The organism is Actinophytocola oryzae (genome assembly GCF_004364325.1).
GTDB lineage: Bacteria > Actinomycetota > Actinomycetes > Mycobacteriales > Pseudonocardiaceae > Actinophytocola > Actinophytocola oryzae.
The window spans coordinates 287,133-308,681 of sequence record NZ_SOCP01000005.1 but is presented as its reverse complement, the minus strand read 5'-3'; the positions used below and the strand labels follow the sequence as shown (position 1 = coordinate 308,681).

Genomic DNA, 21,549 nt, shown 5'->3' with positions numbered 1-21,549 from the left:
GGCGGCACGGAGCGGGTGAGGAGCCATCGTGAGAACGAGCTTGGGACCTGTCCAGCTGGCGGCGAGCGCGGCGTGGACACTTTCGGGCAACGACATCGGTACGATGATCACGGCCGCACCCCGGCTGTACCCGCACATGTGGAGCTGGGACACGGCGTTCATCTCCATCGGACTCGCGCACCTGTCGGCCGCCCGCGCCGCGCAGGAGCTGCGCACACTGCTGTCGGCGCAGTGGCGCAACGGCATGATCCCCCACATCGTGTTCTCGGAGGGCGCGGGTTACTTCCCCGGCCCGGAGCGGTGGGGCGCCGCCGAGCTGAACCCGGACGCGCCGAACGCACCGCGCACCTCGGGTATCTGCCAGCCACCCGTGCACGCGATCGCGTTGCGCCGCATCGTGGACATCGCCCGCTCGCAGGGTGAGCGCGCGGTCGCCTACGACCTGCTGACGTTCGCGTGGCCGCGGCTGTACCGCTGGCACGAGTGGCTGGTACGCCACCGGGACCCGCTCGCCACCGGCATGCTGGCCATCGTGCACGGCTGGGAGTCCGGCATGGACAACTCGCCGCGCTGGGACCTGCCGTACTCAGAGGTGTTCCCCGGCCCGGACCTCCCGCCGTACGTCCGCCTCGACCGCGGCCTGGTGGCCGAGGACGCGGAACGCCCGAGCGACGTCGAGTACGACCGCTACCTGTGGCTGATCGAGGAGATGCGCAAGGTCCGCTACGACGCGGACGCCGTGGTGCGCGACTCGAGCTTCCTGGTCGGGGACGTGTTCGTGACGGCGCTGTTCGCGCTGGCGAGCGAGGTCCTCGCGACGCTCGGCGAGGAGAGCGACCAGCCCGCGTGGCAGATCAAGCAGCTGCGTGGCTGGGCGCGGCGGTCCCGTGCCGCAGTGGCCACGTCCTACGACCCCCTGACCGGCCTGGCCCGCGACCGGGACCTGCGTGGCGACCGCTGGCTGTCGACCTCGACGATCGCGGGCTTCGCGCCGCTGCTGTGCGGCGGGCTGCCGGTCGGCGAGGAGAAGTCGCAGCTCGCCATGCTGTGCGGCCCCGACTGGGCGGGCCACCCGGGGCTGTTCGCGGCGATCCCGCCGTCGGTGTCCCCCAACGACGTGGGCTTCCGGCCGAGGGAGTACTGGCGTGGCCCGGTGTGGCCGGTGATCGCGTGGCTGTTCGGCTGGGCCTTCGAGGAGCACGGCTGGAAGTCCGAGGCGGAGCACCTGCGCACCGAGTGCCTTCGCCTCGCGGCCGACGGTTCGTTCGCGGAGTACTACCACCCGCTGACGGGCGAGCCGCTCGGTTCACGTCAACAATCCTGGACGGCAACGGTAGTACTGGACTGGTTACACACATCATGACCGCGTTCGACTCCCCCGGCCGCTTCTGGCGCGGCAACCTCCACACCCACACCACGATGTCGGACGGCGCACTGTCCCCTTCGGACACCGTGGACGCCTACCGTGCGGCGGGCTACGACTTCGTCTCGATCACGGACCACTACCGGGCGGAGTACGGCTTCCCGCTGACGGACACGCGTCCGTTGCGCAGCGAGGACTTCACGACGTTGCTCGGCGCGGAGCTGCACGCGCCGAGGGCGTCGTCCTCGTCGGAGTGGCACATCCTGGCCGTCGGCCTCCCTTCGGACTTCCCGCCGTCCGACCGTGGCGAGACCGGTCCGCTGCTCGCCCGCCGGGCCCGTCGCGCGGGTGCCTTCATCGGCATGGCGCACCCGTCCGCGTCGCTGCTGACCCTCGCGGACGCCCAGACCCTCGACGCGGCCCACGCCGTGGAGGTCTACAACGCGGTGTCCGCGTGGGAGGACAGGGGCGACAGCTGGCACCTGTTCGACGTGCTGGTGGCCAGGGGGCACCGCCTGACGGCCTATGCCGCCGACGACGCCCACTTCCAGCCGCAGGACCCGCCGGGCTGCACGGCGTGGGTGCAGGTCCGCGCTCGTTCACTCGAGCCGAGGTCGCTGCTGAAGGCGTTGAAGGCTGGTGACTACTACTCGAGCACCGGCCCGACCCTCTACGACGTCTCGACGATGAACGGTGAGGTCACGGTCCAGTGCTCGCCCGCGACCCGGGTTCTGCTCACGGGCGGCGTTCCCGGCAAGCAGCTCGAGGCGGGGGAGGACCTGACCGAGGTGACCCTGCCGATCACGATGTTCAAGGACAGCTACTTCAGGGTGACGGTCGTCGACAAGGCAGGCGGCCGGGCGTGGAGCAACCCGATCTGGCTGCGCTGACCGGTCAGCGGCGTCGTGCGGCTCTCGTGGCTGCCGCGCCCGCCGCCGTCACGAGCACCAGGATCGTCACGGCCCAGCGGCGTTTCTCCTCGGTCGACTGGCCGGTGCCGACCGGCTCCGCGACCGGCGTGTCGTCGAACCGGATGCGTTTCTTCGTGGTGGTCGTCGTCGGCGGCGGAGGCGTGGGTGCTGCCGGGGGAGGTGGGGGTGGCACCGTCGTCACGACTACCGGGGCGGGGGCCTGGCGGACCGGTGGCTCGGGCCGGGGTGCGAGAGATGTCGGAGGCGCAGCGGGTGGCGGTGGTAGCGGGACCGTCGTCGTCACCGATGGGGCAGGCGGTGGCGGGGCGGGTTCGGGGGACGGGAGGAAGCACATCGTCGCGCTGACGAACATGTTCACCACGTGTACCTCGATGAAGCAGGTCATGTCAGCCGTGCCAGTGCCGCTTCGAAGGCACCGGCATCCACCTGGGCGCCGCCGCCGTAGGGGTTGTGCAGCTGCTGTGTCGCGAACAACAGCAGCGTCATGGTCGCCGCCAGGATCGAGACGATGAAGATGTGCGTGGCCGGTTTCGGTCCGCCGAACAGGATCGGCAGCGCGACCGCCATGACCGCGCCCGCCACCAGCGCGAACCACACCACCGAGTTCACGCCGTCACTGGACGCGGCGTTCAGCCTGTCCTGGCGGGCCTGGTAGACCTGCCACAGCTGGTCGGCCGCCTCGGCCTTCTGGCGGCTCGACCACTCGTCCGCCGCTGGGGAGCTCACCACCTCGGCCCGGAGCTTCTCCAGTGTGTTCCAGCCCTGGTCGTCCACCGGCAGGCCCTGGGCCATCTTCGGCCACTCCTGGTTCACGACCTCGTGTGCGTAGGTCTTCGCCTGTGTCGCCACCGCCGCCGACGTCGGCAGCGCGTCCGCCGCCCACACCGCGGCCACCAGGCTGTCCGCCTCGCGGTAGGAGTCGCTCTCCGCGGTCGAGGTCGCGTCGAACAGCGAGATCAGGACGAACGCGAGCATCACCGCCTGCAGACCGCCCACCAGGGTGAACACCTGGCCCGCCGCGTCGTTGTTCTCGACGGAGCCCCACCGGCGGACCACGTGGGCCAGGAAGCCCGCTGCCACGGCGACGCCGACGACCCACAGCAGGCCCGTGACGTACAGGTTCATTTCCAGTTCCGTTTCATGTCAGTCGATCGGGGACGGTCGCTGTAGGTCAGGACGGTCGTACGGCGGCGGGCAGGGTGAAGCGGATCGACTCCGTCGTGAACTCCCGCTCCAGCACGGTGACCGGACCGAGCGCGGCGACCACCTCGTCGACCAGCCCCGGCGGCGCCGAGGCGCCTGCCGTCAGCCCGACCGTGCGGACCCCGGTCAGCCACTCCGGCCGGATCTCGCTCGCGTCGTCGATCAGGTACGCGGGCGTGCCCGCCCGTTTCGCCAGCTCCACGAGCCGGACCGAGTTGGACGAGTTCGACGAGCCGACCACCAGCACGAGGTCCGCGTCGGTGGCCACAGCGGACAGTGCGTGCTGGCGGTTCGTCGTCGCGTAACAGATGTCGTCGGAGGCCGGGCCTCGCAGCGCGGGGAAACGCGAGCGCAGCACGGCGACGATCTCGGCTGTCTCGTCGACCGCCAGCGTCGTCTGCGTCAGGTAGGACACCCGTTCCGGGTCGGGGATGGTCACGGTCCTCGCCGCCGCGACGTCCTCGACCAGGATGATGTCCTCCGGCGCCTCGCCGAGGGTGCCGTCCACCTCCTCGTGGCCCGCGTGGCCGACGAGGAGGACGGTGTCACCCCTGGCGGCGAAGCGGCGGACCTCCGTGTGCACCTTGGCGACCAGCGGGCACGTCGCGTCGATCACCGACAGCGCCCGCTGGTCGGCCTCGGCGCGAACCGCGGGCGAGACCCCGTGTGCGGAGAACACGACCGTCGCGCCGGACGGCACCTCGTCGAGCTCCTCGACGAACACCGCGCCCTTCGCCTCGAGGTCGGCGACCACGTGTGCGTTGTGCACGATCTGCTTGCGCACGTACACCGGACGCCCACGCTGCTCCAGCGCCTGGTCGACGATCTCGATCGCCCGCTCCACCCCGGCGCAGAACGACCGGGGTGCGGCGAGCAGAACCGTGTGCGGAACCGGGAGGGGCATGGCGTGTGTCCTGTCGAGAGGGGATCGGTCAGTGGTCGCGGCGCGTGAGGCGACGGGCCATGTCGGTCAGCTCGGCCGCCACCGGGTTCGCCTGGCCGAGCTCGTCGAGCCGGGCCACCGCGCGTGCCATGAGGTCGTCGGCCTGCGACCGGCTCCACTCGCGGCCGCCTGCCCGTTCGACCAGGTCGGCCACGTGTGGCAGCTCGTCGTCGGTCAGCGGCGCGGTCCTGGCGTACAGTCCCGCGAGCTCGCGGCCCGCGGGACTGTCCGAGGCGAGTGCCGCCACCACCGGCAGCGACTTCTTGCGGTTGCGGAGGTCCGAGAACACCGGTTTGCCCGTCGTCTCCGGCCTGCCCCAGATGCCGAGCAGATCGTCGACGTGCTGGAACGCGAGACCGAGCTGTTCACCGAACGCCCGGAGGTGCCCGACCCGGTCCTGCGAGGCCTGGCCGAACATGGCGCCGAGCGCACACGACGCGCCGATGAGCGCGGCCGTCTTGCCCGCCACCATGTTCTCGCACTCGAGGATGTCCACAGTGGACCTCTGCTCGAAGTCCATGTCCGTGCACTGGCCCTCGACCAGGTCCTGCACCGCCGCGCTCAGCGTGCGCATCGCCGCGCCCGCCGCCGGATGGCTGCTGGCCGCCAGCACGTCGAGAGCCAGCGTCAGCAACGCGTCGCCCGCCAGGATCGCCGAGCCGATCCCGAAGACGCTCCACGCCGTCGGGCGGTGCCTGCGGGTCAGGTCACCGTCCATGACGTCGTCGTGCAGCAGCGAGAAGTTGTGCACCAGCTCGACCGCGACCGCCGCGGGGACCGCGTCGCGCGGAGTCCCCCCGACGGCCGCCGACGACAGCAGGACCAACGTCGGGCGCAGTGCCTTGCCGCTCCCGCCGCTCGGCACGTGGGTGCCGTGCCGGTCCCACCAGCCGAGGTGGTAGCCGGCGATCCTGCGCATGGACACGGGCAGCGTGCCGACCGCCGTGCGCAGCGCGGGCTCGGCCAGCTCCCTGCTCCACGCGAGCGTCTGTTCGGTGCTGACCACCCGCCCCGGGGCCACCACGTCAGTGCCCGATCTCGACTTGCTCCAGGACACCGAGCGCGTCCGGCACCAGTACGGCCACCGAGAAGTACACGCTGACCAGGTACGACAGGATCGCCTGGTCGTCGATGCCCATGAACCGGACGTTCAGGCTCGGCTGGACCTCGTCGTCGATGTCCAGCGAGTGCAGGCCGATCACGCCCTGGTCCTCGACACCCGTGCGGACCACGATGATCGACGACGTGTTCTGCTCGGTGATCGGGATCTTGTCGCACGGCAGGATCGGCACGCCGCGCCATGTCTGGACGGTCGAGCCCTCGAGCGGCACGTTCGCCGGGTAGAGCGAGCGCTTCGTGCACTCGCGCCGGAACGCGGCGATCGTGCGCGGGTGGGCGAGGAAGAACCGCGACTTGCGCCGCCTGCACAGCAGCTCGTCGAGGTCGTCCGGGGTCGGCGGGCCGGACCTGGTGAAGATCCGCTGCGAGAGGTCGGCGTTGTGCAGCAGGCCGAACGAGGGGTTGTTGATCATCTCGTGCTCCTGGCGTTCGCGCAGGGCCTCGATGGTCAGTCGCAGCTGCTCCTCGGTCTGGTTCATCGGGTGGTTGTAGAGGTCGGCCACCCGCGTGTGCACCCGCAGCAGTGTCTGGGCCACGTCCAGCTCGTACTCGCGCGGCGCGAGCTCGTAGTCGGCGAACGTGCCGGGCAGGTCCGCCTCGCCCGCGTGGCCGGACGCCAGCTCGATGGCCGCCTCCCCGGCCTTGTTCGTCGGCTGCACCGGACGGGCCAGCGCCTGGCGCAGGTGCTCACGCAGCGCGTCGGCCTGGCCGTTCAGCTGCTGGACCGACTGTCCCGGCAGGACCAGCACCGTGCACGGCGTGACGGCCTTGACGGTGAAGTCCCACTCCTCGTCGCCGCCTGCCAGCACCTCGCTGCCGAAGTGGTCACCGTCCGACAGCACCGACAGCACCTGGTCGTCGCCATACCGGCCGGACGCGATCTTGTGCGCCCTGCCGTGTGCCAGCAGGAACAGCTTGTCACGCCGCTGTCCCGACTGGACGATCACGTCACCGGTCGAGAACTTCCGCTGCTCGAAGCGGTTCGCCAGCGCGGTGAGCGCCTCGTCGTCCTCGAAGTCACGCAGCAGCGGCAGCTCCCGCAGCTCCGCGGGCACGACCCGGATGTCGACGCCCTCGCTGACGAACGAGAGCCTGCCGTCGCCGACCGCGTAGGAAAGGCGCCGGTTCACCCGGTACGAGCCGCCCCTGACGTCCACCCACGGCAGCATCTTCAGCAGCCACCGGGTGGTGATGCCGCGCATCTGCGGCTTCGACTTGGTGGTCGTCGTGAGGTTGCGTGCGGCCTCGGTCGACAGGCTCCTGCGCACCGTCGTCTCGACGCTGAGCGTTTCCACTGTGGACACTGGTCAGCCGTCCCGTCCCAGCTCGACGTTCTCCAGGATGGCGAGCGCGTCCGGCACCAGCACCGCACACGAGTAGTACGCGCTGACCAGGTACGACGTGATCGCCTGCTCGTTGATGTTCATGAACCGCACCGAGAGGCCCGGCTGGTACTCGTCGGGGATGCCGGTCTGGTGCAGGCCGATCACGCCCTGGCTCTCCTCGCCGGTACGCATCAGCATGATCGAGCTGGTGCGCTGCTCGGTGACGCCGATCTTGCCGCACGGGAAGATCGGGATGCCGCGCCACGCGGGCACGCGGTTGCCGTTGACGTCGATGGTGTCGGGGTAGACGCCCCGACGGCTGCACTCCCGGCCGAACGCGGCGATCGTGCGGGGGTGGGCGAGGAAGAAGCCCGGGTTCTTCCACACCGTCGCCAGCATGTCGTCGAGGTCGTCCGGCGTCGGCGGACCCGAGCGGGTGTGCAGGCGCTGGGAAAGCTCGGCACTGTGCAGCAACCCGAAGTCCGGGTTGTTGATCATCTCGTGTTCCTGGCGTTCGCGCAGGGCCTCGATGGTCAGCCGCAGCTGCTGCTCGACCTGGTCCATCGGCTCGTTGTAGAGGTCGGACACCCTGGTGTGGACGCGGAGCACCGTCTGCGCGACGGAGAGCTCGTACTCGCGCGGCTCGAGCTCGTAGTCGACGAACGTGCCGGGCAGCTCCGTCTCGCCCACGTGGCCGGAGGCCAGCTGGATGGCCGCCTCACCGTGCGGGTTCTGCTCGGCACCCAGCCCTGCTCGGAAGGCCTCGACCTGCGCCTGCAGCGTCTCCGAGCGGTCGAGCACCGCGTCGAACGCGGGCTGCGGCAGCATCAGGACCGTGCACGCCGTGGTCGCCTTGACCGAGTACTCCCACATGCTCTGCGGGTCGATCAGGGTCTCGTCGCCGAAGTGGTCGCCGTTGGCCAGTGTGTCCAGCACGGACTCGTCGCCGTACGGGCCGGGGCCGATCTTCTGGACCTTGCCGTGCGCGATGAGGAACGCCTCGTTGGACTGGTGTCCGAACTCGACGATCGTGTCCCCCGCGGAGAACTCGCGCTGCTCGAAGCCCGCGGCCAGTGCGTCGAGCACCTCGTCGTCCACGTAGCCGCGCAGCAGTGGCAGCTCACCGAGCTCGGCGGGAATCACCCGGATCCCACTGCCGGTGCCGGTGAAGGTGACCCGTCCGTCGCCGACGGAGTAGGTCAGGCGGCGGTTCACGCGGTAGGTGCCGCCGGAGACCTCCACCCACGGCAGCATCTTCAGGAGCCACCGTGACGACACGCCCTGCATCTGGGGGACGGACTTCTTCGTCGTGGCCAGGTTCCGCGCGGCAGCCGTATTAAGGCTCCGCTGCGGACGCTCACCGTTGGCCTCGACACCGGGCGCCACCGGTTCCGTCACCGTCACAACGCACACCACCAATCACGCACTCAAGCGGGAGAAATTGATCTTTTCTGGGACCTCTCATTCGTAGCACCCGATGGGGAAAGTCCATAGTCGACCAAGAGGGTGACCACTGGTGTGGGACGGAAAACGTCCAAAAACTGAGATCGTTTCACTCGAACACATGGATACAACCATCGATCCAACCGTCAGAGTGGACCGGAATGCACCGAACGGGCGACTTGATAGGGCGATCGTGTAGCGGTGCGCCTCAACCGGATGATGGGCGATCACGACTCGTTCACCACAATGGTCTAACTCGTTCGGTTGCATATGCACGGGCGAACGACACCGCGTGGTCGTGGAGAATTATCCGGATATGCGTCCGGCACGGTTGAGGTGACATACCGTCAACCGTGCCGGAATCTTCTGAGGACAAATCAGGCGCCTGCCTGGTCCAGTCGGGCCACGTGGTCGGCGGAGAGTTTGATGTCGGCGGCCGCCATCGCGGTCTCGAGTTGCTCCGGAGTACGCGGTCCGGTAAGGGTGATCGGCGTCGGCGAGGTCACCCCGGCGGGCGAGGTGTTCCTTGCGGGTGCGCGGGACCTGGTGCGCAGGGCCGACGAGGTGGCCGCCGCCGCCCGCCGGGCCCACCGGGGCGAACTGGGGGTGCTGCGTGTCGGCTTCGTCCAGTCGGCCACGTTCGCCGCGCTGCCGGGGCTGATCCGCACCTTCCGCGCCGAGGCGCCCGAGGTGCGGGTGGAGGTCACGGCCATGACGACGTTGCGGCAGCTCGACGCGCTCGCCGACGACCGCATCGACGCGGCCCTGCTGAGACCGCCGGTCCACACGCCGGACCTGCGACTGCGCACGGTCTCCCACGACCGGCTCTTCGCCGCGCTGCCGGGCGGCCACCCGCTGGCCGACCGTGCGCGGGTGTCCCTCGCGGACCTGGCGGACGAGTCGTTCGTGTTCTACGAACGGGACGCGGGCCCGGCCGTGCACGACACGATCGTCGGGTACTGCCGGGCGGCCGGGTTCAGCCCGCGCATCGTGCAGGAGGCCGTCGACGTGCAGACGATCGCGGCGCTGGTGGCCGCGAACCTGGGCGTGTCGCTGCTGATCGCGCCGACCCCGCACACCGACGAGGCCGCTGTCGTGTACCGCCCGCTCGTCGAGGACCTGCCGCCGTGGGAGATGGCGCTCGCGTGGTCGGTGCGCAACCATTCCCCCGTGCTGGCAAGACTTCTGGCTACCCTGGAAGAATGATCGTCGTCGTGCCTGCCAACGAGGCCTCGTGGACGGACCTGACGGCAGTGCTCGGTTCGGCGCGGTGCCACGGCGCGCCGTGCTACTGCCAGAGGTTCAAGCTCCCCGGCCGCCGCTGGGCCGAGGTGGGCGACGGGGAACGGGCCGACCGGCTGCGTGAGCAGACCGCCTGTGAGCAGCCGGGCGACCGGCCGACCAGTGGGTTGGTCGCCTACCTGGACGGCGAGCCCGTCGGTTGGTGCTCGGTCGAGCCGAGGACCGCCTTCCCGGGGCTGCTGAACAGCCGCCTGCCGTGGGCGGGCCGTACCGAGGACAAGGCGGACGACGGGGTGTGGGTCATCGCATGCCTGATCACCCGCGTCGGCTACCGGCGGCGCGGGGTCTCCGGCGTACTGGCCGCCGCCGCGGTCGGGTTCGCACGCGAACGAGGGGCGAGGGCACTCGAGGCGTACGGGATGATCACCAATCCGGCGCGGGAGATCACCTGGGGTGAGCTGCATGTCGGGTCGGCCAACGCCCTCGCGGATGCCGGGTTCACCGAGGTCAGCAGGCCGAGCAAACGCCGGGTCGTGATGCGGGTGGAGCTGTAGCGCGGCGTTGTCCGTGTGCTTGTGGGTGCACTGACGGGGCCCTTCGTGACGCTGGGCTTGGGTCCGCCGAGGGGTGTGTGCGGTGGTGGCGCGTGCAGGTTGCGTTCGGGGAGGTGGCGCCCGCTGCGCGGGTGCCGGGCGCGCAGTGCCCGGCATCACCTGCGGAGGTAGGCCGAGGATCAGGTGCGGTCGGGCAGGTGCCGCGGCGAGGCGCGGGTTTCAACTGTCGAAGCACCCTCAGTGCGGTGAGCAGGCCGGCACGGAGGGTGGCATCTTGGCCGCCGGTCGCGAAATTACCTATGCTGACCGCGATGAGCCACGTACCGAGCCGGGTCCTGGTCACCGGGGCGGCTGGCCGGCTCGGCAGTGCTGTGCTGCGCGTTCTCGCGGCACGGGGCGTTGCCGTGGTCGGGCTTGACCGCCGCGACCCAGGCGGCATTGAAACGTTCTTCACCGGCGGCGCCGACGACGTCGACCTGGTCGCGCAGGCCATGGTCGGCGTCGACACCGTCATCCACCTCGCCGCTATCCCGCAGCCCGGGCTCGACGCACCCGAGAAGGTGTTCGTCGGCAACGCGGCCTCGACGTTCGTCGTCCTCGACCAGGCGGCGCGGGCCGGCGTGCGGCGGGCGGTGATCGCGAGCAGCCTCTCGATCACCGGGCTGCCGTTCTCACCCAAGCCCGCGGTGCCCGACTACGTGCCGGTCGACGAGGCCATGCCACTGCAGGTCGCCGACCCGTACGCGCTGTCCAAACAGGCCGACGAGGCGACCGCCGAGATGGTCGCGCGCCGTGACGGTATGGCCGTCGTCGCGTTTCGGTTCCCCATGCTCGGCACGCCGGAGTTCTTCGAGGCCGAGCCGATCGCGGACTACCGCGACGACCCGGGCTCCGGCGCGAGCGTGCTGTGGGCCTACCTCGACTACCGCGACGCCGCATTGGCGTGCTGGCTCGGCGTCACCGAGGACGTCACGGGCGCGCACGCGGTCTACGTCGCCGCACCCGAGACGCTCTCGCCGTTCCCCACCGAGGACCTCCTCGCCCGCTACCTGCCCGGCGTGCCGGTGCGTGCGTCGCTGCCGGGGCGGGCGGTGCCGATCGACACGTCCTCGGCCGACGCGTTGCTCGGATTCTCGCCAGAGCACCTCGTCGACATCAAGCCGGGAGCGCTGTGAGCTACTACGACGACTTCGCGCCGCACGAAGGGATTCGCGCGCCGAGGGCGCTCCTGCACACGTCGGCGCCCCGGCTGTCCCTCGACGGTGACTGGCGGTTCCGACTGTCACCCGTCGCGGACGTCCCGGCGGACTTCGTGGACCCCGAGTTCGACGACAGTGCGTGGGGCACGCTCGCCGTGCCCGCGCACTGGCCCCGGCACGGGCACGGCACTCCCTGGTACACCAACGTGGTCTACCCGTTCCCGGTCGACCCGCCGCACCCGCCGGAGGAGAACCCGACCGGTGACTACCGGATCGGGTTCGACCTGCCCGCGGAGTTCACCGGTCGGCACGTGGTGCTGCGCTTCGAGGGCGTCGAGTCGTGTGCCAGAGTCTGGCTCAACGGCACCGAGTTGGGCTTCTTCACCGGCTCGCGGCTGCCCGCGGAGTTCGACGTCACCCCGGCGCGGGGGCGCAACGTGCTGGCCGTGCGGGTGCACCAGTGGTCGGCGGCGAGCTACCTCGAGGACCAGGACCAGTGGTGGCTGCCCGGCATCTTCCGGTCGGTGACGCTGGAGGTACGCGGCGACCTCGACGACGTGTTCGTCCACGCGTCCTATTCGGACGGTCAGGGGACGCTGCTGGTCGACGCGTCGGCACGTGCCGCGGTGTCGGTACCCGAGTTGGGGATCACGGCGTTCACCGGTGACGCGGTCACCGTGCCGGTCGAGCCGTGGAGTGCCGAGCGGCCGAGGCTGTACGACGCGGTCGTGGCGACCGACTCGGAGAGCGTGCGATTACGCGTCGGGTTCCGCACGGTGTCCATCGCGGACGGGGTGCTGCTCGTCAACGGCGAACCCGTGGCGTTGCGCGGGGTCAACCGGCACGAGTTCCACCCTGACCACGGCCGGGCCGTGCCACGCGAGACCATGATCGAGGACGTGCTGCTCATGAAGCGGCACAACGTCAACGCCGTCCGCACGAGCCACTACCCGCCGCACCCCGCGTTCCTCGACCTGTGCGACGAGTACGGGCTGTGGGTGATCGACGAGTGCGATCTGGAGACCCACGGGTTCACGTTCTCCGGCTGGGAGAAGAACCCGTCGGACGTCGCGGAGTGGCGTGGGTCCTATGTGGACCGGATGCGCAGGACCGTCGAGCGCGACAAGAACCACCCGAGCATCATCCTGTGGTCGCTCGGCAACGAGAGCCACACCGGCGCGAACCTCGCGGCGATGGCCGAGTGGACCCGCGAACGCGACCCGTCGCGGCCGATCCACTACGAGGGCGACGCGGCGTGCGAGTACGTCGACGTGTACAGCCGGATGTACGCGCCGCACGCGGAGGTCGACAGGATCGGGCAGGAGCCGGGAATCCCGTTCCTGCAGTGCGAGTACGCCCACGCCATGGGCAACGGGCCGGGCGGCCTCGCCGAGTACGTCGCCTTGTTCGACAGGCATCCGCGCATCGCGGGCGGGTTCGTGTGGGAGTGGATCGACCACGGCCTGCGCCATCCCGTGCACGAGTACGCGTACGGCGGCGACTACGGCGAGCCGATCCACGACGGGAACTTCGTCGTCGACGGGCTGTTGTTCCCCGATCGCACGCCGTCGCCGGGGCTGCTGGACCTGAAGAAGGCGTACGAGCCGGTCCGGTTGTCCTTTGTGGATGATCGACTCGTGGTCGACGAGCTGCGGCCGGTGCCGCCGCTGCGCTTCGAGTGGACCGCCGGTGACCGGTCGGGTGTGCTCGACTCGGCGGAGCTGCCCCCGGTCGACGGCGAGACATGGCTGACCGTGCGTGCCGTGCTGGCCGAGGACCAGCCGTGGGCGCCGGCCGGACACGAGGTCGCGTGGGCGCAACGCAGGCCCTCGGAAGCTCCCTTCGTGGTTCCCGCGGGCATCGACCGTCCACAACAGACTGATCACGGATTCTCCTTCGGTCCGGGGGAGTTCGACCGCTTCGGCCGGTTGCGTTCGTTCGGCGGTCTCGCGATCGGCCCGCCACACCTGGCGTTGTGGCGGGCGCCGACCGACAACGACCGGGGCGAGGGCGCCCGGCTGCACGACACGTGGCAGGCGCTCGGCCTGCACCGGCTGACGCACCGGCTCGACGAGGTGTCGGCCGCCGGCACGCTCGTGGTGCGGGAGCGGACCGCCGCCCCGGCGTGGCAACGCGGCGCCCGCGTGACCTGCGAGTGGGCGTCGGCCGGTGACGGGCTCGCGCTGACCGTGCACGTCGAGCCGGACGGCGAGTGGCCGGAACCCATCGCGAAGCTCGCGGTCACCCTGCCGCTGCCTGCCGAACTGGACCAGGTCACGTGGTTCGGCCGGGGGCCGGGTGAGGCGTACCCGGACACCGGCCTCGCGACGTGGGTAGGCCGGTTCGAGTCCACTGTGGATGGTATGCAGACGCCGTACGTCCGCCCGCAGGAGAACGGCAGGCGCGCGGACGTCCGCTGGGCGACACTCACGGACACCCTCGGGCGCGGGCTGCGGGTCGACGGCCAGTTCGGCCTGACCGTCCGCCGGTGGACGGACGCCGACCTCGCCGCGGCGACGCACCGCAACGAGCTGGTCCCCGGTGACGGTCTGTGGCTGACCATCGACGTGGGTCACCAGGGAATCGGCACCGGTTCGTGTGGTCCGGGTGCGTTGCCCGAATACACGCTCACGCTGAGGAAGACCTCGTTCACGGTCGTGTTGACCCCGTTGTCGTGACCCGGTTGATCTGCGAGTATCCCGGGTCATGGCATCGAGGCTCAACCCGTACATCAGCTTTGCCGGCAACGCACGGCAGGCCATGGAGTTCTACGAGCAGGTGTTCGGCGGCACGCTGGCGCTGAACACGTTCGGCGAGTTCGGCGGGGAGGAACAGGCCGACAAGATCATGCACGGCATGCTCGAGACGCCGGGCGGCTACACGATCATGGGCGCCGACAACCCACCAGGCCAGCCGCACCAGCCGGGCAACAACATCGCGGTGTCGCTGAGCGGCGACGACGCGGACGAGCTGCGTGGCCACTGGAACAGGCTCTCCGAGGGCGCGACGGTGACCGTGCCACTGGAGAAGCAGATGTGGGGCGACGAGTTCGGCATGTTGACCGACAAGTTCGGCATCAGCTGGATGGTCAACATCGCCCAGGGCTGAGTTCCCTACTCGACGTAGTCGTCCGGCAGGACAGGGCTGCTCCTGCTGATCGTCCGGACGGCTGCGTCGAGGTCGTCGACGATCGACCGCATGAGCGCGTCCACCTCCCGCGACCAGGCGACGTCGGGCTCGAACGTCTCCGGCCACAGTGCGAAGGCATCCCGCAGCAGCTCGGCGCTGTGCATGGGCGTGTGGTGCTTCGACTGCCGATACATGGCCTTGGCCTGGCAGTAGTCGATCAGTCCCTCGTTGACGGAGAGCCGGTAGCCGCCACTCTGCGGTCGCAACCGGGTCGTGCCGGGCAACCCGTCGACGAGGGCCTCGAGGCGACCGACGCTTTCCCGCACACTGGCGGCCAGGTCGGCCTCCTCGTCCCACACGCTCCCGACGATCTCGACCGGATCGACGGCCGTGTTGGCGTTGACCAGCAGCCCCATCAACAGGATCCGGTCGACCGCGCCTGTCACCGGCACGTCCCGCCCGTCGACCACCACCCGCAACCGACCGAGGACCTTGAACTCCAGCACGCACCCAGCGTAACGGCTACGGGGCCTCCAGCCCGCCGTCCGGGCGGCGCACCCGCGCGGCCCAGCGCTCGTGGAGGTGGGTCTCCGGCGGGTACTTCGCCGCTTCCTCCTCGGCGACGTCGACGCCCCAGCCGGGCGCGTCCGACGGGTACAGGTAGCCGTTCACCGCGATCGGGGTGCCGGGGAAGACCTCGTGGGTCGCGTCGTTGTAGACGTGGCCCTCCTGGATGCCGAACGCGGACGTCGTCACGTCGAGGGCGATGTTCGCCGCCACCCCCACCGGGGACACGTCACCTGGGCCGTGCCACGCCGTGCGAACGCCGTTCAGCTCGCACAACGCCACCAGCTTCCGGCACGCGGACAGGCCGCCGACCGTCGAGACGTGTACGCGCAGCAGGTCGGTCCCGTGGGTCTGCACCAGCCGGGCCGCGTCCGTCAGCGAGGAAAGCTGTTCCCCGACGGCGATCGGGACCGGGGACTCGGACACCACCCACGGCAGCCGGTCGTAGTGCTCCGGCGCGACCACGTCCTCAAGGAAGAACAGCCGGTACGGCTCCAGCGCCCGCGCCAGCACCACCGCCTGCTTCGGCGTCAGCCTGGAGTGGACGTCGTGCAGCAGCTCGACCTCGTCGCCGAGTACCGAACGGGCCTGCTCGAACAGGCGTGGGGTCACCGCGAGGTACCGGTTCACGTCCCAGCCGTCCGGGTACGGGGACAGCGGATAGCCGCCCGGGGTGCCTGGGGCGCCGTAGGTGCCGAGACCCGGGCCGCCCGTCTGCAGGCGTACGTGCCGGTAGCCGTCCTCGATCAGGGACGACGCGTGTTCCAGTGTTTCGGGGATCGTCGGTCCCGCCGCGTGGAGATAGGTGTCCGCCGCGGCGCGGACCCGGCCGCCGAGCAGCTCGTACACGGGCATGCCCGCGCGCTTGCCCGCGATGTCCCAGAGCGCCTGGTCCACACCGGACAGTGCGTTGTTCAGGACGGGACCGTTGCGCCAGTACGACGACAGGTGCACGAGGCGGTTGATGTCCTCGATGTCGGCGGGGTGGCGGCCGATCAGCATGGGCCCCACGTGCCGGTCGACGGCCGCCGCCACCGCGTGGAACCGCTGGGTGAATGTCGCGCAGCCCAGGCCGTAGAGGCCCGGTTCCGACGTGTCCACCCGCACCACGACCAGCGGGGTGCCCTCCGGCGCGGTGACGATCGCCCGCACCGACGTGATCGACAGCTTCTCCCGCGCCTGCCAGGGCGCCTGCGTCTCCTCCATCATGGAGGAGAGCCTAGGGCTTCCGGGGCGGTCTCCTGGAGCGGCGACGGGTGCCGCCATGCCGGTGCAGCACCCGTCGCCGTGTCTACAAGGGTCTCAGCCCACGGTCCACTTCTGGCTCGCCGCACCTGTGCAGGTCCAGATCTGCAGGCGTGTGCCGTTGGCCGAGCTGCCGCCGGTCGCGTCGAGGCACTTGTTGGCCCCGACGTTCGCGATGTCCTTGGCCGCCTCGACGCGCCACTTCTGTGCGTTGGAGCCGTTGCAGTCGTACAGCTGGATCTTCGTGCCGTCGGCAGTGCCCGCGGCGGTGACGTCCAGGCACTTGCCCAGTGCGCGGATCGTGCCGTCGGAGTTCACGGACCACTGCTGCGCGGCGGTGCCGTTGCAGTCGTAGAGCTGCACCGCCGTGCCGTTGGCACTGGACGCGCCGGCCACGTCGACGCACTTGCCGCCGATGCCGGTGATCCGGCCGCCACCGCCGCCGCCGCCGGACTGGTCGTTGGTGACACGCACGTAGTCGACCGTCAGCGTGTTCGGCATCGGGGTGCTCGAGTTGGGGTCACCCGGCCAGTAGCCGCCGACCGCCAGGTTCAGGATCAGGAAGAACCCATGGTCGAACACCCACCGGTCGCCGCCGAGGTCCGACGGAGTCCTTGTCTGGTAGGTGTTTCCGTCGACCTTCCAGACGATCTTGTTCGGCGACCACTCGATGCGGAAGGTGTGGAAGCCGTCCGCGAACGGCGAGCCGATCGAGTAGCCGGCGCCGATGCCCTCGCCGCCGGAGTACCCGGGGCCGTGGATCGTGCCGTGCACGGTGTTCGGCTCGAAGCCGACGTTCTCCATGACGTCGATCTCGCCGTCGTTCGGCCAGTTGCCGCCGCCCAGCAGCCAGAACGCGGGCCACATGCCCTGGCCGCGCGACATCTTGAGCCGGGTCTCGAAGGTGCCGTAGGCCTGGCTGAACTTGCCGGACGTGTTGAGCCGGGCGGAGGTGTACTCGCACCGGCCGTACCAGCAGTTGTAGTTGCCGGGGTTCTCGCGCCGCGCGGTGATGACCAGGTTGCCCTGGCCGTCGTGCACGGCGTTGCTTGTCGAGTTCGTGTAGTACTGCCGCTCGTGGTTGTTGACGTTGTCGCCGGTCTCCATGTTCCACTTGGAGCCGTCGACCGGCGTGCCTGCCGGAGCGTTGAACTCGTCGGCGAACGTGGTCGCCGCGATGCCGACGTCGTTCGCGCTGTTGTCGGCTCCCGCCGCCAGCGCGGTGTTGGTCCCCGCCGGGCTCAGCACGGCTGCCATCGTGGTGAGTCCGGCCGCGAGGGAGAGAGCGAAACGTGATCGTCGAGAGGGGTGCGTGGACATCCTTGTCACCGCCGACGCTCGTGTTTGTTGTGTATGACAACAAAGAGTGCCATGGTCCAGACCACTCGACAAGAGGTCTGACCCTAAATTTGGAACCGGTTCCGGCGAGCTGATAATAAGCGATCGATTAACGGACGGGTGACCGGCGGTCACCCTCCGCCTAGCCTGGTGGGATGACTGGAGCACGCGACGAGGCGCTTTCGGTGCTGCGGGACATCTGGCATGCCCGCGAGCAGACCGCTGCTGAGCTGCCACAACACGGGCACGGCAAGGCGTGCAAGGCGATGAGACACGTCGGCTTCGACGAAGTCGACGACGACCTGCGTGCCGCGTGGCGCTCGAAGCTCGAACGCGAGGGCAAGCTGGGTGGGAACACCGTCGCCGACCTGCTCGCCGAGCAACGCTCGGGAGCGGAGTGAAGGAGCCCTCCGCCGGACTGACCAGGGAGCGTGCTCGGGAGCGAGGAACGAGTGACGAGCACGCGACGCCGGAAGGAGGCGGTCGGCGGATGAGCGATGCGACCCATCCGACACCGACTGGAGCCGTTGTCTCGCTGACCGAGACACTGCGGCAGGGCGGCTACCTGGCCGAACGCGGTCTTGCGACGGCCGTGCACGTGGCGCTGTCGCTGGAGCGGCCGCTGCTCCTCGAGGGCGAGGTCGGGGTCGGCAAGACCGAGATCGCGAAGGTACTGGCCTCGGTGCTGGGCCGCGAGCTGATCCGGCTCCAGTGCTACGAGGGCATCGACACGAACCAGGCGCTCTACGAGTGGGACTACTCGCGCCAGCTGCTGCACCTGCGTGCGTCCGACGCCACCGACCTGTTCGGCCCCGAGTTCCTGCTGGAACGGCCGCTCCTGCGAGCCGTGCGTGCCGGCGACCGGGCGGTGCTGCTGATCGACGAGATCGACCGGGCGGACGACGAGTTCGAGGCGTTCCTGCTGGAGGTGCTGTCCGACTTCCAGATCAGCATCCCCGAGGTCGGTACGGTCTCGTGTGAACGGCCACCGCTGGTGTTGCTGACGTCGAACCGGACCCGTGAGCTGCACGACGCACTGAAGCGGCGCTGCATGTACCACTGGATCGACTACCCGTCCTTCGACCGCGAGGTCGAGATCGTCCTGCTGCGGTCGCCGTCGGTTTCCGACGCACTGGCGCGCTCGGTGGTGTCGGCCGTGACCCGGCTGCGGGAGATGGACCTGGTCAAACCACCGGGTGTCGCCGAGACCATCGACTGGGCGCGGACGCTCGAGTTCCTCGGCGCACCGACGCTCTCGCGCGGCATCGCGGCGGACACCATCGGCGCCGTGGTGAAGGAGCACGACGACCTGGCGCTGGTGCGGGAGTCCCTCGGCGAGATCGTCTCCGATGCCTGACTTCGTCGGGCTGCTGGTGGGGTTCGCCCGGGCGCTGCGGTCGGCGGGGATCGTGGTCGGGACCGGCGACGCCGACGTCTTCTGCGCGGCCGCCGCGTGCCTCGACCCGACCGACCTCGTCGACCTGTACTGGGGTGGCCGGTGCACGCTCGTGAGCAGGCACGCGGACCTCCCCGTGTACGACGAGGTGTTCCGGCAGTACTTCCTCGACTTCCCCGCCGCGCCCACGGTCGTCACGCTGCGACAGGTGCCCGCTGGGGTGTTCGGGACGTTCGTGGTGCCGTCGGTGGAACCCGGTGCCGACGAGGTCGAGCAGGAGTCGCTGGGACTCGCGGCGTCCGCGGTGCACGTCTCGCGGCAGCGGTCGTTCTCCGCGTGCACGCCGGAGGAACTCGCCGAGCTGCGCCGGATCCTCGCGCGGTTGCGGCTGACCCCGCCGCGCCGCCGAACCCGCAGGCTGGGGCCGTCGTCGTCGGGCCGCGTGCTGGACCTGCGCCGGATGGTGCGGGCTTCGCTTCGGACACAGGGTGAGCCGGTGTCGCTGCGGTGGCGGGAGCGGCGGGTGCGCCCACGCCGGTTGGTGCTGCTGCTGGACGTGTCGGGCTCGATGGCGTCGTACTCGCGGACGTTGCTGCAGTTCGCGCACACGACGGGCCGCTCGACGCGGCGGGTCGAGGTGTTCTGCTTCGGCACGCGGCTGACGTACCTGACGCGGGTGCTGCGGTCCCGGTCGGTGGACGAGGCGTTGCGGCTGGCCGGTGGCACGGTCGCCGACTGGGAGGGTGGCACGCGGATCGGCGCGTCGGTCGACGCGTTCGTCCGCGGCTGGGCCCGCCGGGGCATGTCGCGGGGTGCGACCGTCCTCATCTGCTCCGACGGCCTGGACCGCGGCGAGCCGTCGTTGCTGGTGTCGGCGCTGGACCGGCTTTCCCGGCTGAGCCACCGCATCGTCTGGGTCAACCCGCACGGCACCGGCCGCTCGGTGGCGATGATGGCGGCGGACCCGTACGTCGATGCCGTACTGCCCGCCGCCGACCTGCCTGACTTCCTTCGCCTGCTACCGGTTCTGGCCTGACCACTCGCGCTGGAGCATGGCGAAGACCAGCTCCTCGCGCCACTGGCCGTTGACCATGCGACACTCGACGAAATGGGCTTCCTGCCGCATTCCCAGACGTCGCAGCAGGTTGGCTGAGGAGACGTTGCGTGCCGAGCAGCGGCCGATGATCCGGTGCATGTTCATCTCGGTGAACCCGAGCCGGACCATCTCGCGGCCGGCCTCGGTGGCGTACCCGCGTCCCTGGTGTTCCGGGTGGAGTACGTACCCGATCTCACCCTGGCGGTGCTCCGCGCTGACGAGCCCCAGCTCCGCGTGGCCGATGACCACGCCGTCCACGGTGACGGCGAGGGTGAGGTAGTCGCCGTCCTTCTCGAGCCCGGTCTCGGCGACCATCCGGTCGAGCGCCTCGCTGCTCTGCTCCCGGTCGCGGGCCGACCACAACATGTACTGTCCCACCTCGGGTAACCGCATGTAGGCCCACACGGATTCGATGTCCGTCAGGGAGAAGGTGCGCAGTACGAGCCGGTCAGTCACGATGGGGAGGTCGGGACACCACATCAGCCGACCCTATCCACTCCGGGCGCCACGTGTTGTCGAAACGTTCCGAGTTGCAGTGGGGGCTGTACATGGTGATCAGCTCGGCGACGACCTGTTCGCGGTGGGGGCGGGTGTCGCCGGGGATCTCGAACCAGGCGACGTGGATCTGCCACTTGTCGCCCGCACGCCTTGTCCAGCACGGGCTTTTGGGGTGGCGGAAGGGGAAACCCGCCTTCGACAGGTCGTCGGCCTGCCCGGCGTAGACCACCGCGTAGCGCGACGAGGACGGCAGCCGGTACATGATCACGTAGACACCCGGCCTGCTCGGCGGGGTCCAGCCGCCGAGCAGACGCGGGCCTTCGAAGAGGTAGCCCGCCGCCGAGCCGAGTCTGATCACCTCGACCGGTAGCCGACTGTCTCATGTAGACGCGAGCGCCTCGTGCCCGACGCCGGACGGGCCGGTCCCCGTGTCGGGGTGGTCGACGCACCAGCCACGATCCGCTCCGCGAAGCCGTACAGGAGCGGCAGTGCGCTCGCCACGACCTTGCCCGTGCGGTTGATGTGTTCCACGCCTGGCACGATGTCGCCCGCGTGGCCGCGGATCTGGCGCACCGACTCCTCTGCGGCCTCCAGGTTCTCCGCGATCCTCGTCAGCAGCGAGCCGAGCCAGAACAGGAAGAACGCGAGACCCGCGATCAGCACCACGATCTCCAGCACCGTCAGGAAGACCATCACGCACCGCCCACCGCTCGGCCCAGGAACAGGTGGTGCTGCAGGCCTTCCGCCAGCACGGCGTCCACCTTGTCGGCCGTCGCCGGGATCAGCGCGGCCTTCTCCGTGTTCTCCGCCACGGACTCCAGCGTGTACCTGACCTCCGCCACCCGTGTGTCGACGAGCTTCACGAAGTACACCAGGAGGCTCAGCAACGCGACGACGGCCACGATCACGACCGCGCCCAGTATCAGTACCAACGCCCAGTACTCGTTGTCCGTCATC

General features: G+C 69.9%; 23 protein-coding genes. 10 read left to right on the top strand and 13 right to left on the bottom strand.

The genetic code is table 11. The features are described 5' to 3' along the window. Positions 1-28: 28 nt before the first annotated feature. A complete protein-coding gene (ggh, locus tag CLV71_RS16080) occupies positions 29-1,363 on the top strand; it encodes a glucosylglycerate hydrolase (protein WP_243866496.1) in 1,335 nt (444 codons plus the stop codon). Then, a complete protein-coding gene (locus tag CLV71_RS16075) occupies positions 1,360-2,253 on the top strand; it encodes a CehA/McbA family metallohydrolase (protein WP_166664119.1) in 894 nt (297 codons plus the stop codon). Before ggh ends, CLV71_RS16075 begins: the two co-directional genes overlap by 4 nt. Positions 2,254-2,257: 4 nt before the next feature. On the opposite strand, the gene CLV71_RS16070 is transcribed toward CLV71_RS16075, so the two are convergent. The 6 genes from CLV71_RS16070 to CLV71_RS16045 form a co-directional block, all read right to left on the bottom strand. Further along, on the bottom strand, positions 2,258-2,467 hold the full coding sequence (locus CLV71_RS16070) for a hypothetical protein (protein ID WP_133903558.1): 210 nt from the start codon (positions 2,465-2,467) through the stop codon (positions 2,258-2,260). Positions 2,468-2,676: 209 nt separating this feature from the next. Continuing rightward, the gene (locus CLV71_RS16065) at positions 2,677-3,420 is read right to left on the bottom strand and encodes a bestrophin-like domain (RefSeq protein WP_133903557.1); all 744 of its coding nucleotides are present in this window, start codon (positions 3,418-3,420) and stop codon (positions 2,677-2,679) included. A 46-nt stretch (positions 3,421-3,466) separates the two neighbouring features. Next, positions 3,467-4,402 carry a 4-hydroxy-3-methylbut-2-enyl diphosphate reductase gene (gene ispH, locus CLV71_RS16060; protein WP_133903556.1) on the bottom strand — a complete coding sequence of 312 codons (936 nt, stop codon included), beginning with the start codon at positions 4,400-4,402 and terminating at the stop codon, positions 3,467-3,469. A gap of 28 nt (positions 4,403-4,430) precedes the next feature. Further along, positions 4,431-5,447 (bottom strand): family 2 encapsulin nanocompartment cargo protein polyprenyl transferase, encoded by a 1,017-nt coding sequence (locus CLV71_RS16055; RefSeq protein WP_243866494.1) that lies wholly within the window; start codon positions 5,445-5,447, stop codon positions 4,431-4,433. Between the two features lie 19 nt (positions 5,448-5,466). After that, complete coding sequence (locus CLV71_RS16050; protein ID WP_424923884.1) at positions 5,467-6,855, bottom strand: family 2B encapsulin nanocompartment shell protein; 1,389 nt, start codon at positions 6,853-6,855, stop codon at positions 5,467-5,469. 12 nt (positions 6,856-6,867) lie between these two features. Then, positions 6,868-8,289: a family 2B encapsulin nanocompartment shell protein gene (locus CLV71_RS16045; protein ID WP_208297581.1), complete on the bottom strand. Its 1,422-nt coding sequence runs from the start codon at positions 8,287-8,289 to the stop codon at positions 6,868-6,870. A gap of 465 nt (positions 8,290-8,754) precedes the next feature. Between CLV71_RS16045 and CLV71_RS16040 the strand changes: the two genes are divergently transcribed. The 5 genes from CLV71_RS16040 (at position 8,755) to CLV71_RS16020 (ending at position 14,431) form a co-directional block, all read left to right on the top strand. Next, a complete protein-coding gene (locus CLV71_RS16040; protein ID WP_166664118.1) occupies positions 8,755-9,534 on the top strand; it encodes a LysR family substrate-binding domain-containing protein in 780 nt (259 codons plus the stop codon). Then, positions 9,531-10,124 (top strand): GNAT family N-acetyltransferase, encoded by a 594-nt coding sequence (locus CLV71_RS16035; RefSeq protein WP_133903554.1) that lies wholly within the window; start codon positions 9,531-9,533, stop codon positions 10,122-10,124. The genes CLV71_RS16040 and CLV71_RS16035 overlap by 4 nt, the downstream gene beginning before the upstream one ends. A 311-nt stretch (positions 10,125-10,435) precedes the next feature. Then, positions 10,436-11,299, top strand: a complete 864-nt coding sequence (locus CLV71_RS16030; RefSeq protein ID WP_208297580.1) for an NAD-dependent epimerase/dehydratase family protein — start codon at positions 10,436-10,438, stop codon at positions 11,297-11,299. After that, a complete protein-coding gene (locus CLV71_RS16025) occupies positions 11,296-14,001 on the top strand; it encodes a glycoside hydrolase family 2 TIM barrel-domain containing protein (protein WP_133903552.1) in 2,706 nt (901 codons plus the stop codon). The genes CLV71_RS16030 and CLV71_RS16025 overlap by 4 nt, the downstream gene beginning before the upstream one ends. Positions 14,002-14,029: 28 nt before the next feature. Beyond that, the gene (locus tag CLV71_RS16020; protein ID WP_133903551.1) at positions 14,030-14,431 is read left to right on the top strand and encodes a VOC family protein; all 402 of its coding nucleotides are present in this window, start codon (positions 14,030-14,032) and stop codon (positions 14,429-14,431) included. A 5-nt stretch (positions 14,432-14,436) separates the two neighbouring features. On the opposite strand, the gene CLV71_RS16015 is transcribed toward CLV71_RS16020, so the two are convergent. From CLV71_RS16015 to CLV71_RS16005, 3 genes are all read right to left on the bottom strand, one after another. Next, positions 14,437-14,958 (bottom strand): AfsR/SARP family transcriptional regulator, encoded by a 522-nt coding sequence (locus tag CLV71_RS16015; RefSeq protein WP_133903550.1) that lies wholly within the window; start codon positions 14,956-14,958, stop codon positions 14,437-14,439. 16 nt (positions 14,959-14,974) lie between these two features. Continuing rightward, the gene (locus tag CLV71_RS16010) at positions 14,975-16,228 is read right to left on the bottom strand and encodes an enolase C-terminal domain-like protein (protein WP_166664117.1); all 1,254 of its coding nucleotides are present in this window, start codon (positions 16,226-16,228) and stop codon (positions 14,975-14,977) included. Positions 16,229-16,321: 93 nt separating this feature from the next. Continuing rightward, positions 16,322-17,584, bottom strand: a complete 1,263-nt coding sequence (locus tag CLV71_RS16005) for a glycoside hydrolase family 16 protein (RefSeq protein ID WP_166664116.1) — start codon at positions 17,582-17,584, stop codon at positions 16,322-16,324. Positions 17,585-17,757: 173 nt separating this feature from the next. Here CLV71_RS16005 and CLV71_RS16000 point away from each other — a divergent pair, with 173 nt between their 5' ends. The 3 genes from CLV71_RS16000 to CLV71_RS15990 all read left to right on the top strand — a co-directional run bounded on the left by CLV71_RS16000 (position 17,758) and on the right by CLV71_RS15990 (position 20,034). Next, the gene (locus CLV71_RS16000; RefSeq protein ID WP_133903548.1) at positions 17,758-18,003 is read left to right on the top strand and encodes a hypothetical protein; all 246 of its coding nucleotides are present in this window, start codon (positions 17,758-17,760) and stop codon (positions 18,001-18,003) included. An 89-nt stretch (positions 18,004-18,092) separates the two neighbouring features. Continuing rightward, positions 18,093-18,959, top strand: a complete 867-nt coding sequence (locus CLV71_RS15995) for an AAA family ATPase (RefSeq protein ID WP_133903547.1) — start codon at positions 18,093-18,095, stop codon at positions 18,957-18,959. Continuing rightward, positions 18,952-20,034 carry a vWA domain-containing protein gene (locus CLV71_RS15990; RefSeq protein ID WP_133903546.1) on the top strand — a complete coding sequence of 361 codons (1,083 nt, stop codon included), beginning with the start codon at positions 18,952-18,954 and terminating at the stop codon, positions 20,032-20,034. The genes CLV71_RS15995 and CLV71_RS15990 overlap by 8 nt, the downstream gene beginning before the upstream one ends. On the opposite strand, the gene CLV71_RS15985 is transcribed toward CLV71_RS15990, so the two are convergent. Genes CLV71_RS15985 through CLV71_RS15970 form a run of 4 tightly spaced genes read right to left on the bottom strand, consistent with a single transcriptional unit; the run spans position 20,017 to position 21,548 of the window. Then, complete coding sequence (locus CLV71_RS15985) at positions 20,017-20,550, bottom strand: GNAT family N-acetyltransferase (RefSeq protein WP_243866491.1); 534 nt, start codon at positions 20,548-20,550, stop codon at positions 20,017-20,019. The two genes, CLV71_RS15990 and CLV71_RS15985, sit on opposite strands and share 18 nt — an antisense overlap. After that, a complete protein-coding gene (locus CLV71_RS15980) occupies positions 20,543-20,950 on the bottom strand; it encodes a GIY-YIG nuclease family protein (protein ID WP_133903544.1) in 408 nt (135 codons plus the stop codon). The genes CLV71_RS15985 and CLV71_RS15980 overlap by 8 nt, the downstream gene beginning before the upstream one ends. Then, positions 20,947-21,285, bottom strand: a complete 339-nt coding sequence (locus CLV71_RS15975) for a hypothetical protein (protein ID WP_133903879.1) — start codon at positions 21,283-21,285, stop codon at positions 20,947-20,949. Before CLV71_RS15975 ends, CLV71_RS15980 begins: the two co-directional genes overlap by 4 nt. Next, positions 21,285-21,548 carry a hypothetical protein gene (locus CLV71_RS15970; protein ID WP_133903543.1) on the bottom strand — a complete coding sequence of 88 codons (264 nt, stop codon included), beginning with the start codon at positions 21,546-21,548 and terminating at the stop codon, positions 21,285-21,287. The genes CLV71_RS15975 and CLV71_RS15970 overlap by 1 nt, the downstream gene beginning before the upstream one ends. Between the last annotated feature and the right edge of the window lies 1 nt (position 21,549).